16 protein-coding genes are annotated in these 12,504 nt (G+C 73.0%); 9 read left to right on the forward strand and 7 right to left on the reverse strand.

Annotation, left to right across the window (positions count from 1 at the left end):
* Positions 1-2: 2 nt before the first annotated feature.
* The gene (locus ACZDWJ_RS02885) at positions 3-221 is read right to left on the reverse strand and encodes a hypothetical protein (protein ID WP_463519409.1); all 219 of its coding nucleotides are present in this window, start codon (positions 219-221) and stop codon (positions 3-5) included.
* Positions 222-1,093: 872 nt separating this feature from the next.
* A complete protein-coding gene (locus ACZDWJ_RS02890) occupies positions 1,094-1,711 on the reverse strand; it encodes a TetR/AcrR family transcriptional regulator (protein ID WP_463519410.1) in 618 nt (205 codons plus the stop codon).
* A gap of 119 nt (positions 1,712-1,830) precedes the next feature.
* On the opposite strand from ACZDWJ_RS02890, the gene paaA reads away from it, so the two are divergent.
* The 7 genes from paaA to ACZDWJ_RS02925 all read left to right on the forward strand — a co-directional run bounded on the left by paaA (position 1,831) and on the right by ACZDWJ_RS02925 (position 6,954).
* Positions 1,831-2,811 (forward strand): 1,2-phenylacetyl-CoA epoxidase subunit PaaA, encoded by a 981-nt coding sequence (paaA, locus tag ACZDWJ_RS02895; RefSeq protein ID WP_463519411.1) that lies wholly within the window; start codon positions 1,831-1,833, stop codon positions 2,809-2,811.
* Positions 2,808-3,104: a 1,2-phenylacetyl-CoA epoxidase subunit PaaB gene (gene paaB, locus ACZDWJ_RS02900; protein ID WP_463519412.1), complete on the forward strand. Its 297-nt coding sequence runs from the start codon at positions 2,808-2,810 to the stop codon at positions 3,102-3,104. Before paaA ends, paaB begins: the two co-directional genes overlap by 4 nt.
* Before the next feature lie 11 nt (positions 3,105-3,115).
* Positions 3,116-4,060, forward strand: a complete 945-nt coding sequence (gene paaC / locus ACZDWJ_RS02905; protein WP_463519413.1) for a 1,2-phenylacetyl-CoA epoxidase subunit PaaC — start codon at positions 3,116-3,118, stop codon at positions 4,058-4,060.
* The gene (gene paaD / locus ACZDWJ_RS02910; RefSeq protein ID WP_463519414.1) at positions 4,057-4,578 is read left to right on the forward strand and encodes a 1,2-phenylacetyl-CoA epoxidase subunit PaaD; all 522 of its coding nucleotides are present in this window, start codon (positions 4,057-4,059) and stop codon (positions 4,576-4,578) included. The genes paaC and paaD overlap by 4 nt, the downstream gene beginning before the upstream one ends.
* A 1-nt stretch (position 4,579) precedes the next feature.
* Entirely contained in the window at positions 4,580-5,665 is a 1,086-nt protein-coding gene (gene paaE / locus ACZDWJ_RS02915; protein ID WP_463519415.1) for a 1,2-phenylacetyl-CoA epoxidase subunit PaaE, read from the forward strand.
* Between the two features lie 34 nt (positions 5,666-5,699).
* Entirely contained in the window at positions 5,700-6,476 is a 777-nt protein-coding gene (locus ACZDWJ_RS02920) for an enoyl-CoA hydratase/isomerase family protein (protein WP_463519416.1), read from the forward strand.
* A gap of 67 nt (positions 6,477-6,543) precedes the next feature.
* Positions 6,544-6,954: a ribosomal protein L7/L12 gene (locus ACZDWJ_RS02925; protein WP_463519417.1), complete on the forward strand. Its 411-nt coding sequence runs from the start codon at positions 6,544-6,546 to the stop codon at positions 6,952-6,954.
* Positions 6,955-6,957: 3 nt separating this feature from the next.
* On the opposite strand, the gene ACZDWJ_RS02930 is transcribed toward ACZDWJ_RS02925, so the two are convergent.
* A complete protein-coding gene (locus ACZDWJ_RS02930) occupies positions 6,958-7,692 on the reverse strand; it encodes a DinB family protein (protein ID WP_463519418.1) in 735 nt (244 codons plus the stop codon).
* A gap of 138 nt (positions 7,693-7,830) precedes the next feature.
* Between ACZDWJ_RS02930 and ACZDWJ_RS02935 the strand changes: the two genes are divergently transcribed.
* Positions 7,831-8,841 (forward strand): hypothetical protein, encoded by a 1,011-nt coding sequence (locus ACZDWJ_RS02935; protein ID WP_463519419.1) that lies wholly within the window; start codon positions 7,831-7,833, stop codon positions 8,839-8,841.
* Between the two features lie 9 nt (positions 8,842-8,850).
* On the opposite strand, the gene ACZDWJ_RS02940 is transcribed toward ACZDWJ_RS02935, so the two are convergent.
* Positions 8,851-9,879: a hypothetical protein gene (locus ACZDWJ_RS02940; protein WP_463519420.1), complete on the reverse strand. Its 1,029-nt coding sequence runs from the start codon at positions 9,877-9,879 to the stop codon at positions 8,851-8,853.
* Between the two features lie 323 nt (positions 9,880-10,202).
* On the opposite strand from ACZDWJ_RS02940, the gene ACZDWJ_RS02945 reads away from it, so the two are divergent.
* Positions 10,203-11,003 carry a methyltransferase domain-containing protein gene (locus tag ACZDWJ_RS02945; RefSeq protein ID WP_463519421.1) on the forward strand — a complete coding sequence of 267 codons (801 nt, stop codon included), beginning with the start codon at positions 10,203-10,205 and terminating at the stop codon, positions 11,001-11,003.
* Here the strand turns inward: ACZDWJ_RS02945 and ACZDWJ_RS02950 are convergent.
* The 3 genes from ACZDWJ_RS02950 to ACZDWJ_RS02960 form a co-directional block, all read right to left on the reverse strand.
* Complete coding sequence (locus ACZDWJ_RS02950; protein ID WP_463519422.1) at positions 10,991-11,719, reverse strand: SGNH/GDSL hydrolase family protein; 729 nt, start codon at positions 11,717-11,719, stop codon at positions 10,991-10,993. The genes ACZDWJ_RS02945 and ACZDWJ_RS02950 overlap by 13 nt on opposite strands.
* 70 nt (positions 11,720-11,789) lie before the next feature.
* A complete protein-coding gene (locus ACZDWJ_RS02955) occupies positions 11,790-11,915 on the reverse strand; it encodes a hypothetical protein (RefSeq protein ID WP_463519423.1) in 126 nt (41 codons plus the stop codon).
* Positions 11,916-12,022: 107 nt separating this feature from the next.
* Complete coding sequence (locus ACZDWJ_RS02960; RefSeq protein ID WP_463519424.1) at positions 12,023-12,439, reverse strand: hypothetical protein; 417 nt, start codon at positions 12,437-12,439, stop codon at positions 12,023-12,025.
* Positions 12,440-12,504: the final 65 nt, after the last annotated feature.

The following is a 12,504-nucleotide window of genomic DNA, read 5'->3' on the forward strand; positions in this document are numbered from 1 at the left end:
CGTCACGCCCGCTCGACCGGACCCAACGGCCTCCGTACATCTGGGATCGTCTTCGCGATGGCCACGTCTGCTGCGACCCGCTGAGCGAACGACTGCCACCACTCGGGATCTGGGTCGAGATCGAACTCGATGTACTCGTTGACGGCCGGAACGAGGTCCCACAGGTAGACCAACCCGAGGGCGGTCCCGGGCCGGTCGTCGTACCGGCTTAGGCGCTTCATCGTGCGGCTCCGCTCGTCGAGCGCATCATGACTCCGTGCGCGAGGAGGGCCGTGCGGACCGTGTTCGCGACGACGCCGAGGTCCTCGGCGATCTGCGCGAGTGAGTGGCCCGCCTCGTAGCGCTCAGCAGCACCCTTGACTTCGGTGTCAGTGAGGCCGATCTTCCGGCTGGCTCCGTGTCGCTTGAGGATGTTCGAGACGGTCCCGGTCCCGACGCCGTAGGACTCGGCCAGTTCTCTTCGGAGCGCACCGGCTCGGTATCTCTCGACCAGTTCGAGCTGCCGCTGTCTCGACAGGCGGACCTGGACCTGTCGAGGTGGCGGGGGAGCGGATTCGGGGATTGTGGCCCTGACCTGCGGCAACGGCGAAGTCAGGAGCTTGGTGACCGCGGCGCTAGGTTTCGATAGTTGTCCCGAAAGGTCCACAGGTTGCAAGAGAGCCGGTCCTTCGGGGCCGGCTCTCTTCGTCTTTCTGCGTGGCGGTGGTCGGGGCTGTGGCGCAGCTGGTAGCGGCTCTGTCATTCCTGGGCGATGGCATGCAGAGGGTCAGGGGTTCGAGTCCCCTCAGCTCCACAGGTTGAAAGAGAGCCGGTCCTTCGGGGCCGGCTCTCTTCGTGTTTCCGCGTGGCGGTGGTTGGGGCGGCCGCGGTGGCATTGATGCCCCGTGGGGCATGCCGGTTTCCCCGGCTGACCGGGGAAACCGTCCCCGTCTGACGTGTCTCGCAGGTTCGCCCGGCCCAGATCCTGCGAGACACGCCCCGCGGGCAGAAGCGCTGGACGACGAGGGCCTCCGGAAGGGCCGCGCGCCGGAACGCCCACGGCGCCCAGCGCCGGCTGGCGGCGCGACCCTGCTCCGTGCGTCTCGCGACGTGCTCAGCGCACGCGGATGCCGTCGAGCACCAGCGAGCAGACCTGGGCGGCGAGCTCGGCCGGCTGGGTGTGTCGCTCGGGGCGGTACCACTCGCGCACGGAGTTGCTCATGCCGAAGATCAGGCGGGCGGTGGTGCGGGCGTCGATGTCGCTGCGCACGGCGCCCTCGGCGATGGCGTCCTCGACGACGCCGGCGACGATGCGGTCGTACTCGCGGCGCTGCTCCAGCGCCCACCGCTCGGTGTCGGTGTTGCCGTGCACGCTGAGGAGCAGCTGCACGTAGGGGAGGCGCTCGGCCATGATCTCGAGATTGCGCCGCACGAGGTGGGTGAGGCGGTCGATGGCCGGCCCGGAGCGGGCGGCCTCCTCCTGGGTGCTGGCCATGAGCGGCTCGAGGGCGCGCTCGACCCCGAGGCGCAGCAGCTGCTCCTTGCCCTCGATGTGGTGGTAGAGCGAGGACTTCGAGAGCCCCGAGGCCTCGGAGAGGTGGGCGAAGCTGGTGCCGTCGTAGCCGCGCTCGGTGAACACGCGCACGGCGACGTCGAGCAGGAGGTCGAGGGTGTAGGTCGGCCGCGCCTCCCCGGACGGCAGGGTGCATCCGCGCCTCGTCGCCTCGCTCATGGCCTCATGCTCCCACGCGGCCCATGGCGTCGCGGGCCGGCCTCGTGGGCCAGGTCACAGGAGGGGTGTAGGCTGCCGAACGAATATTCGGTCTGCTCATCCGATCCTGGAGGCGCTGCATGTCATCGGCTGTCGCCGAGCCCGAGGTCCCCGACCTGCCCGACCCGGACGCGCTGGAGCGTCGCTTCGAGACCACCCTCGCCCGCGGCGACCGCGTCGAGCCGCGCGACTGGATGCCCGAGGGGTATCGCAGGACCCTCGTGCGCCAGATCGCCCAGCACGCCCACTCCGAGATCATCGGCATGCAGCCGGAGGGCAACTGGCTGAGCCGGGTGCCCTCGCTGCGGCGCAAGGCCGTCCTGCTCGCCAAGGTGCAGGACGAGGCAGGCCACGGCCTCTACCTCTACTCCGCCGCCGAGACCCTCGGCGTGAGCAGGGATGAGCTCACCGAGATGCTCATCTCCGGCCGACAGAAGTACTCCTCGATCTTCAACTACCCCACGCTCTCCTACGCCGACGTCGGCACGATCGGCTGGCTCGTCGACGGCGCGGCCATCTGCAATCAGGTGCCGCTGTGTCGCACCTCCTTCGGCCCCTACGGCCGGGCGATGATCCGCGTCTGCAAGGAGGAGTCCTTCCACCAGCGGCAGGGATTCGAGCTGCTGATGACGATGATGCGCGGCACCGACGAGCAGCGCGCCATGGTGCAGGGGTCCGTCGACCGGCTCTGGTGGCCGGCTCTGATGATGTTCGGCCCGCCCGACGAGGCGTCCACCAACACCGAGCAGTCGATGGCCTGGGGCATCAAGACCCACACCAACGACGAGCTGCGGCAGCGCTTCGTCGACATGACCGTCCCGCAGGCGAAGGCGCTCGGCGTCACCCTGCCCGACCCCGATCTGGTCTGGAACGAGGAGCGGGGCCACCACGACTTCGGCGAGCCCGACTGGCAGGAGTTCTGGTCGGTGGTCAAGGGCGACGGGCCGTGCAACGCCCAGCGCATCGCCCACCGCAAGCAGGCCTGGGACGACGGGGCGTGGGTGCGCGAGGCGGCCACCGCGTACGCGCGCCGCTCGGCGACGGCGGGGGAGTCGGCATGAGCGGCACCACTCGGGCCGAGTGGCCCCTCTACGAGGTCTTCGTGCGCGGCAAGCGCGGCCTCAACCACGTCCACGTCGGGTCGCTGCACGCCCCCGACGACGCCCTCGCCCTCCACCACGCGCGCGATGTCTACACCCGCCGCAACGAGGGCGTCAGCATCTGGGTGGTGCGGTCCTCGGCCATCACGGCGTCCAGCCCGGACGAGAAGGATCCGCTCTTCGCGCCCAGCGGCGACAAGGTCTACCGCCACCCGACCTTCTACGACATCCCCGACGACGTCCCCCACATGTGAGGCGAGCCCCGATGTCCCCATCGAGCAAGGTGAACACCCCCGACGCCGACGCGCATGCCAGCGTCTACGACGGCCTGCTCGTCGACGACGCGCACTGGGCGTTCGGCACCGACTTCGAGGACCCGCTCGCCGGCGTCGACACCACGGTGCCCGACGGCGTCGAGCCGGCCACGCTCGCGGCCTACTGCCTGATGCTCGGCGACGACGCGCTCGTGCTGGCCCAGCGGCTGGCGGAGTGGTCCAGCCGGGCGCCCGACCTCGAGGAGGACATCGCGCTGTCGAACATCGCGCTCGACCTCCTCGGCCAGGCCCGACTGCTCCTCGCGCGAGCCGCGGCGGCCGACCCCACGATCGTCCCCGTCCTGCCCGAGGGCTCGCCGGTGCCCGACGAGGACCGCCTCGCGTTCTTCCGTGACGACCAGCAGCTGCGCAACGTACGCCTGGTGGAGCTGCCCAACGGCGACTTCGCCGAGACCATCGTCCGCGTCCTGCTCTTCTCGACCTGGCGGCTGGCGCTCTTCGACCAGCTCGCCTCCAGCCGCGACGCCGTGCTCGCCGCGGTGGCCGCGAAGGGCGTCAAGGAGCTGGCCTACCACCGCTCGTTCGCGGGCCGGTGGTTCGTCACCCTCGCCCAGGGCACCGAGGAGTCGCGCCGTCGGCTGGTGAGCGCACTGGAGCGCCTGTGGCCGCTGTGGCCCGAGCTCCTCGAGACCCACGAGGTCGAGCGGGCGGCGGCCGAGGCCGGCGTCGGGATCGCCCCAGGCAGCGTGACGCAGGCCGTCGACGCCGTGCTGGAGCAGGTCTTGGCCGCCGCCGACGTCGTGCGTCCCGAGCGTGGCGCTCTCGGCGGCGTCCAGGGGCTCACGGGCCGCGACGGGCGCCACACCGAGCACCTCAGCCGCCTGCTCGCCGAGATGCAGGTCGTCGCCCGCGCCCACCCGCGGGGCCTGTGGTGAGCGCCGTCCTGCACCGCGACGAGGTGCTCGCGCGGGCGCGCGCCGCCGCCGCGAGCGTCGTCGACCCCGAGCTGCCGATGCTCACCCTGCTCGACCTCGGCGTCCTGCGCGGGGTCGAGGTCGATGACGACGGCGCCGTCGTCGCTGCGATCACCCCGACCTACTCCGGCTGCCCTGCGATGGCCACGATGCGCGACGACCTCCTGCGCGCCCTGCAGGACGCGGGGTTCGCCGACGCCCGGGTGCGCGTCGACCTGGCCCCCGCGTGGAGCAGCGACGACATCACGCCGGCCGGCCGGGCCGCGCTGGCCGCGGCCGGGATCTCCCCGCCGGGGGACGCGCCGCGGTCCGCGGGGCCGATCGCGCTCGACCTCGGCCCGGTGCGGCGCGCCGTGAGGTGTCCCCGCTGCGCGTCCGACGACGTCGCCCTCACCTCGGAGTTCGGCTCCACGGCGTGCAAGGCCCTCTACCGCTGCCGGGCCTGCCTCGAGCCCTTCGACCACCTCAAGGAGATCTGACGTGACGGCCACGCTCGGCGAGAGCACCTCCGCGCGCACCGCGTTCCATCCGCTGACGATCGCCCGCATCGAGCGGCTCACCGACGACTCCGCTGCCGTCACCTTCGACGTCCCCGAGGAGCTGGGCGAGCTCTTCGCCTTCGCCGCCGGGCAGTCGCTGACGCTGCGCCGCGTCGTCGACGGCGTCGAGCACCGGCGCAGCTACAGCATCTGCGCGCCGGCCGGCTCCGCCCCGCGGATCGGCGTGCGGGAGATCCCCGACGGACTGTTCTCGAGGTGGCTGGTGCATGAGGTGCGTCCCGGTGACGTCGTCGACGTGCTGCCGCCGACCGGAGCCTTCCGCGCCGACCCCGACGAGGGCGGCCGGCACCTGTGCATCGCCGCCGGCTCCGGCATCACCCCGATGCTCTCCATCGCGGCCACGGTGCTGCGCCACCCCGACGCCCGCGTCACGCTGCTCTACGGCAACCGCACCTCGGGCTCGGTGATGTTCGCCGAGGAGCTCGCCGACCTCAAGAACGCCCACCACCAGCAGCTCGACCTCGTCCACGTGCTCTCCCGCGAGCCCCGCGACGTCGAGCTGTTCTCCGGACGCCTCGACCCCGACCGCCTGCGCATCCTGCTCGACGCGCTCGTCCCCGTGGACGACCTCGATCACGTCTGGCTGTGCGGCCCGCTCGCGCTGGTCACCGGAGCTCGCGACGTGCTCGCCGAGCGCGGGGTGCCCGCCGACCGCATCCACCTCGAGCTCTTCTACGTCGACGAGCCGCCGCCGCAGCTGCGTCACGCCGAGCGCGTGGTCGAGGGCGTCACCTCGGAGGTCACCGTGGTGCTCGACGGCCGGTCGACGACCACCGCGATGGCGCGCGACGCCACGATCCTCGACTCCGCCCAGCAGACGCGCAGCGACCTCCCGTTCGCCTGCAAGGGCGGGGTGTGCGGCACCTGCCGCGCCCAGGTCCGCGGGGGCGAGGTCGAGATGGTGCGCAACTACGCCCTCGAGCCCGACGAGGTGCAGCGCAGGTTCGTGCTGACCTGCCAGACCTTCCCCGTCAGCGATCAGGTCGTCGTCGACTTCGACGCCTGAGCCGCACGCCTGTCGACCAGCCCCAGGAGCAACCATGACCACGTCCGTCCACGTCGATCGCACCGGCGCGGTCGCCACCCTCACCCTCGGCGTCCCGGCGCTCTCGCAGGAGGTCAAGGTCGCCCTGCGCGACGCCGTCCTCGAGGTCGCCGACGACCCGAGCGTGCGCGCGGTGGTGCTCGCCGGCGGCGAGCGGGCGTTCTCCGTCGGCCAGGACCTCGGCGAGCACGCCACCGCGCTGGAGGACGGCGCGGAGGCCGCGTTCGCGACCGTGCGGGAGCACTACGCGCCGATCGTCCGCGCGCTGATGACCATGCCGAAGCCGGTGGTCGCCGCCGTCGGCGGCACCTGCGTCGGAGCCGGCCTCGGGCTGGCCCTGGCCTGCGACCACCGCGTCCTCGCCGAGGGCGCACGGCTCGCCACGGCCTTCACCGGCATCGGCCTGACCTTCGACTCCGGCCTCTCCCTCACGCTGCCCCGCGCCGTGGGCGAGTCCCGCGCCCGGGAGCTGATCCTCCTCGGCACCACCTTCACCGCCGAGCAGGCCGTCGCGTGGGGCGTCTCGGGGGAGTGCGTCGCCGCCGACGCGGTGCTCCCGCGCGCCCAGGAGCTCGCCGCGACGCTCGCCCAGGGCCCGACCCTCGCCTTCGCCGAGAGCAAGCGCCTGCTCCTCGAGGGCCACGGAGCCACGCTCGACGCCGCCCTCGAGGCCGAGGCACTGGCGCAGATCCGTCTCGGTGCCACGCAGGACCACGTCGGTGCCGTGGCCGCCTTCCTCGACCGGGGGCGTCCGAGCTTCGAGGGCCGCTGACGGCTCCCGCGCAGGGGTAGCCTCGGACGGCATGAGCATGAGTCCTCGGGATCCTCGGGATCCTCGGGTGAGGTCGGCGATCTGGGTCGCGGTCCAGGTGCTGGCCGGCGTCTGGCTGCTGTGGTCGGGAGGCGTCTTCGGCCGAGTGGCCGGTGTCTTCCTGCTGCTCGGCGTCGTCCTGACGTCGCGCGACTGGACCCACCGCGTGCGCCACGGACGCCCGAGGCCCGCGCGCGTGAGTCCGGCGTTCAGCCAGGAGGGCTCGGCTGCGGTTCGCCTCGTCGAGGTCGGCCCGCGGCAGATCGCCGTCATCAAGGCGCTGCGCGAGACCACCGGCGCCGACCTCCTCACGGCCAAGCAGTGGACCGAGACCGACGCTCCCGTCGTCGCCGAGCAGGTCTCCGCGTGCAGCGCCGGCGCGATCCGCGACCACCTCGCGGCGGCCGGAGCAGAGGCGCGGGTCGAGGCGAGCGCCTGAGGCTCAGCCCTCCAGGATCGCCAGATCGCGGTCGGCGTAGCGCAGGTGCGCCCACTCCTCCTCGAGGATGACGCGCAGGCAGTCGCCCACGGTCGGCGCCCAGTCGCCGCCCCAGGGGTCCTCGCGCTCCTCGGCGAGCAGCTCGCGGGTGACCTCGTCGAGGAAGGCGGTGACCTGCGCCTGCCGCTCGGCGCGGACGGCGAGCACCTCGTCGTAGGCGGGGGCGTCGGCCCGCAGGACGGAGGTGTCGAAGCCCCACTCCTCGGCGCCGCTGAACGCGACGCCGATCTCGTGGAAGGGCTGGGTGCGTCCGAGGATCGCCTTGCCGAGCCAGGCGTCGGTGGCCAGCACCAGGTGGCGCAGGGTCTCGGCCAGGCACCACTCGTCGTCGACGCGCACCTCGACGAGGTCGCGCGGCGCGTTGGCGGTGGTCTCGTGCCAGGCGGCGCGCACGGCCGTCCACGCCTCGCGCAGCCCCTCGGGCGTCTCGGAGTGCCGCAGCGAGCGACCCGGCATGCGACGGTCGAGCTCGGCCTCGACGAAGGGCACGACGTCGACGCCGTTGACCCACAGGTGCTGGCCGTAGCTGAGGTCGTGGCTGTCGAGGTCGAGGCCGTCGGCGTCGACGCCGCGCATCCGCACGCCGCTGACGTCGGAGTGGCGGAACCTGGCGCCGCGGAGGCTGGCGCGGTGGAAGGTCGCGCCCTCGAGCTCGCGGGTCTCCCGGAAGGTCGTCATGCCGCATCCTGACCCGCGCACGATGCGGACGCCAACGCGGGGTGTCGACGCGGGGTGCGGAGGAGGCGACGAGCTCGTGGTGACCGGGGTTCGGCACAACGGTCCCGTGCTGCGCCGAATCGTGCTTCCCTGGTCGCCATGTGGATCCGCGCCCTCGTCCCCGCCGCCCTCGTCGCCGGACTGCTCGCAGCGCTGCCGGCGGCCGCCGAGCCGCCGACGCCGCACACCTACTCGGGCAGCGAGGCCGCCTACCTCACGCCGCGGGCGAAGGCGGAGCAGTCGGGGGAGAGCGTGCGCCTGGGCTACGTGAAGGTGCCCGCGCCGGGCACGTACTACGCCGAGCTCAAGGTCAACGTGAAGGACGAGTCCGCCGACGCCCTGCAGTTCGTCGCCCTCTCGCTGGTGTGCAAGGAGGAGACGAGCATCGCCGACCAGATCGGCACCCGCGCCAACATCGCGAGGGGGGAGATCCTGCCGATGAGCACGCGCGTCTACTTCGACATCAAGGACAAGCGCGGCGCCTGCTTCGCGTACGGCACGACGATGGGCCTGCAGACCTCCTCCAAGCCGCTCTCGCAGCGTCGCCTGCTGGCGCGGGCCACCCTCACCATCTCCGGCCCGGTCTCCGAGCGCACCGTCGAGAGCAAGCGCTTCGTCTACGACGACGCCAACCGCGGCTTCGCCGGCCGCTCGTTCCTGGCCAAGCCGAAGCAGTACGCCCACGCCAGCGAGGTCGTCACCTCCGCGGCGCCGGGCTCGCAGGCCTTCGTCACCGGCAACGCCTACCTGACCACCTGCACCGTGCAGGGCGGCTCGCGCGACCAGACCACCGACGGGCGCGACCTGTGCACCCGCTCGGTCGTGAAGCGCCTCCCCGAGGGCTCGCTGGTGCGCACCCGCCTGATCGTGCGCCAGTACACCCCGGGCGGCTCGGTGTGCGCGACGACGGTGGTGCCCGACTCCACCCAGCAGTTCCGGGTCCGCGCCCGCCGTCACCACCTCGGCATCGCCACCGAGGGCACCGTGACGCTGTCGGACAAGGCCTCGTGCGGCAGCCGGATCAAGGTCTGGAACGAGGTGCAGGTGCTCAGCGGCCCGGCCGTCGTCGTCCACTTCCCGGCGACGTCCACGGGCTTCCGGCCCCTCTGACCGAGCGTCCTACTTCACGACCTTCGGCAGGATCGTGAGCCGGTCGGCCGGGGCGTGCACGAGCATCGCCGCGCCGGAGCGGTGCAGCACCTGGGAGCGCACCCAGAACTGCGAGGTGCAGCCCTTGCGGTGGTGGACCTTGATCCGCACGCGGTTGAACACCATGGCGTGGTGGATCGCCGGGGTCACCTTGCGGCTGCCGTAGTCGATCTGCCGCGGCGCGCAGGCGTGGCCGCTGCGGGTCAGCTGCACGACGATCAGCCGGGTGCGCACGCGGGTGCCCTTGCGGCTGACGCGGTGGCGGCACAGGTTGCGGCCCTGGGTGGTGGAGTCCTTGCTCCCGCCGGGGGAGGAGCAGGTGGTGACCTTGTGATCGGCGAGGATCTGGAAGGCGCTGCCGGCGCCGATCCACACGCGGCGCGAGATCGTCGTCCAGCTGCGGCGGTGCGTGCTGAGGATCTTCGAGCGGGAGGGGTTGACCAGCGTCCGCGACCACAGGCCGAGGGGGCGGCTCATCGACAGGTAGGAGCCGAGCGACACCTTCCAGGCGTTGCTGCGGTGGCCGCGCCAGTTCGGCCGCGGGCGCTTGGACGTCGCCCGCACCGTGCAGGTGACGGTGCCCGTGCGAGGTGCCTTGTAGACGAACCGCGGCGTCATGAGGCTGCGGTGGCCGCGCACCAGGTTCTGCGTCGAGCCGGCGTTGCGCACCCCGCCCGGCCGCGGGCTGCACATCACCGACACCGCGGCCATCAGCACCGGGTCGGAGGTCGAGTGAGGCTGCGCGGCGTAGATCTTGGCCGTGACCAGGCGCCGCTCGCCCTTGCGCACGCGCATGCTCATCGTGAAGATCCGCACGGTCCGCTCGGGCAGCACCGAGGACGCCAGTCGGGTCGAGACCGTGCGCGGGGCGATCACGCCGGGGGCTCGCGGTGCGGTGCGCACGGCGTCCGCCGCGGGCCCCTCCGCTCGGGCCGCCGGGACGAGCGAGCCGTCGCCCCCGGGGGCGAACGCCCAGCCGACGAGCAGGGCCACGGTCATCAGCAGCATCCTCGCCGACACCGTCCACCGGCGTCGGATCCGTCCCTCGGCGGTCGTCGAGACCGCACGCTCATGCCCGATCATGGCTCTCCCCCCACGCATGCGGGCCACACCGTAGGCAGGTCGTGGCGGACGTGTCAGAAGAACCGCCGAGCGCGACGCGATCTGGTGCGGCAACCGTCCGTTCGACCCCTCGGGCCTGACCCGTCCTGGCCATCGGACGGCGCAGGTGAGCCCCGCATCGGGGCCGGTCTGCTCGCCGCGCTCGCGCGCCGTCGGGATCCGACACGGCTCGACGTGGCGCACCGCCTAGGGTGTGCGCCATGGGGAACCTCGCCGAGAAGCTGCGCTCCTTCCACGAGCGGCGCATCGCCATCCCGGTGGGTCCCGAGGGCCTGGTGCTCGACGTCGGCAGCGGCGACAAGCCGTCGTGGCGCGCCGACGTGCTGCTCGACCGCTATCCCGACGACGCCTTCGCCGGCCAGCGCTCGGGCACCGGCCGCACCCGCGTCGACCGGCCGCTCTTCGACGCCGACGCCGCCGACATGCCCTTCGCCGACGGCGTCTTCGACTACGCCATCTGCTCCCACGTGCTCGAGCACGTCACCGACCCCGTCGGCGTGGTCCGCGAGCTGACGCGGGTGGCCAGGGCCGGCTACATCGAGGTGCCCGAGGCCTCGGCCTCGAAGATCGTCGACTTCCCGAGCCACCTGTGGTGGTGCCGGCTCGACGAGAGCACCGCCCCGCCGACGCTGGTCTTCGAGGCCAAGCAGGCCCGCAGCTTCGACCCCGAGATCGAGGCCTACCTGGAGCGCTCGGGTCTGGAGTCGTCGGTGAAGGCGCTCATCGACTCCCGCCACCACCACAACATCGTGGCGCTGCGCTGGGAGGGCACGCAGCCGGCGCGCGTCGAGGGCGTCCACGACCCCGCGTTCGTCGAGGCGACGATCCACGCCGAGGCCCACCACCACGGCACCGAGGCCGTGGTGGCCCGAGCGCTCACCGCGGCGCTGACCGTCGGCAAGCGGCGGCGCCGCGGCCCGGTGCGCTTCGACGACGTCGTCAAGCCCGAGCTGCGTCGCGGCGACGGCGCCCTGCTGGAGCCGCGTCTCTACCGGTTCTGAGCCGCGGCGACGCGTGCGGCGACGACGTCGCCGAAGCGCTGCTGGCCGGCGTCGGTGAGGTGCAGCCGGTCGGGCAGGTAGGGCAGTGCGAGGTCGCTGGTGGCGACGTAGGGGATGCCGCGCTCCTCGCAGAGGGTCTGCAGGAGGGCCTCGACGCGTCCGACGCGGGCAGCCCGGCGCGGGGCCGCCGCGGGGCCGATGACGACCACCTCGCGCCCGTGCAGCACCCGCATGAGCCGGGCGAAGCCGCCGGCGATGGCGGCGTCGCTCTGGTCGTAGTCGTTGAGCCCGCCCTCGACGAGCACGGGGGCGCGGGGGCCGACGAGGCGCAGCGCCGCCGGGGCGCGCTGGGCGAAGGAGTAGCTGCGTCCGCAGTCCGAGGCGGTGGCCGAGAAGCCGGACCCGGAGAAGCCGGCCACGACGACGCGCCCGGGCAGGCGGGAGGGCCACGACCGGTCGAGGTCGCTCAGGCCGAGCCCGACGCTCCAGGAGTCGCCGATGACCAGGACGTCGTCGCCGCCGCCGGTGGGGTGCGCGCGACGCCACTGCGCCTCGTCGCGGAAGCCGGTGCACCGGGAGGCGCCGCTGGCGCCGACGGGATCGGCCAGGCCGGCGATGGCCAGCCCGGAGCCGAGCACGGCGAGGAGGACGGCGGTGATGACCGTCGTCCTGGGGCGGAGAGGGTGGCGCTCCGCGCGCGCGTCCCGGATGCGCACGAGTCCATGGTGGGGCCGTGGGCGGTGCCCGCGCAGTCGAACGCGCCGATCGCCGGTCGGGCCCGCGAGATCAGGCGTCGTGACCCTCGCACCACTGCTCGGCGGGCACCACGGCGCGGACGTCGGCGACGTGCTCGCCGCAGCCGCTCCAGGTGGTCTTGTCGCCGCACACGCGGCAGGGGACGGGAACGCACATCGCAGGCGCCTCTCAGAGCTGTGGGGACGGGGGAATGGTAGGTCGGCGTCCGCAGACGCCACGAGGCCGGTCCCGCGGGGACCGGCCTCGGGGATGGAGCGGGTGGGTCAGTCGCGTCCGCGGGCGCCGGCCAGGCCTGCGCCCAGGATGACCACGGCGCCGCCGATGACCATCGTCGTGGTCGCGAAGGTGCCCCAGTCGCGCAGCAGCGGGACGAGGATCAGGAGCGCGCCGCTGCCGCCGGCCGCGGCCAGCAGCGGGAGACGGGGGAGCGAGGTGCGCAGGCCGAGGCCGGCCATCAGCACGATGGTGCCGAGCAGCGAGCACCAGTAGCCGGCCCACATGCCGCCGTTGTCGAGCGGGAACAGCGTCCAGCTGAAGCCGAGGACGGCCGCGCCCGAGCCGAGGACCAGGCCCCAGCCGGCGTCGGAGGTCTGGTGGAGGACGACCGGCGCCTCGACGATGTGGTCGGTGGGCTGCCGGGGGACCGGGACGTAGCCCTCACGGCGGACGGGGACGCTCATGCTCGCTCCTGCGCGGGTGCGGACGGATCTGACAGGGCCGATCGTCTCACGACCGGGGGTGGGAC

It is taken from the genome of Nocardioides sp. B129/18 (assembly GCF_055282735.1).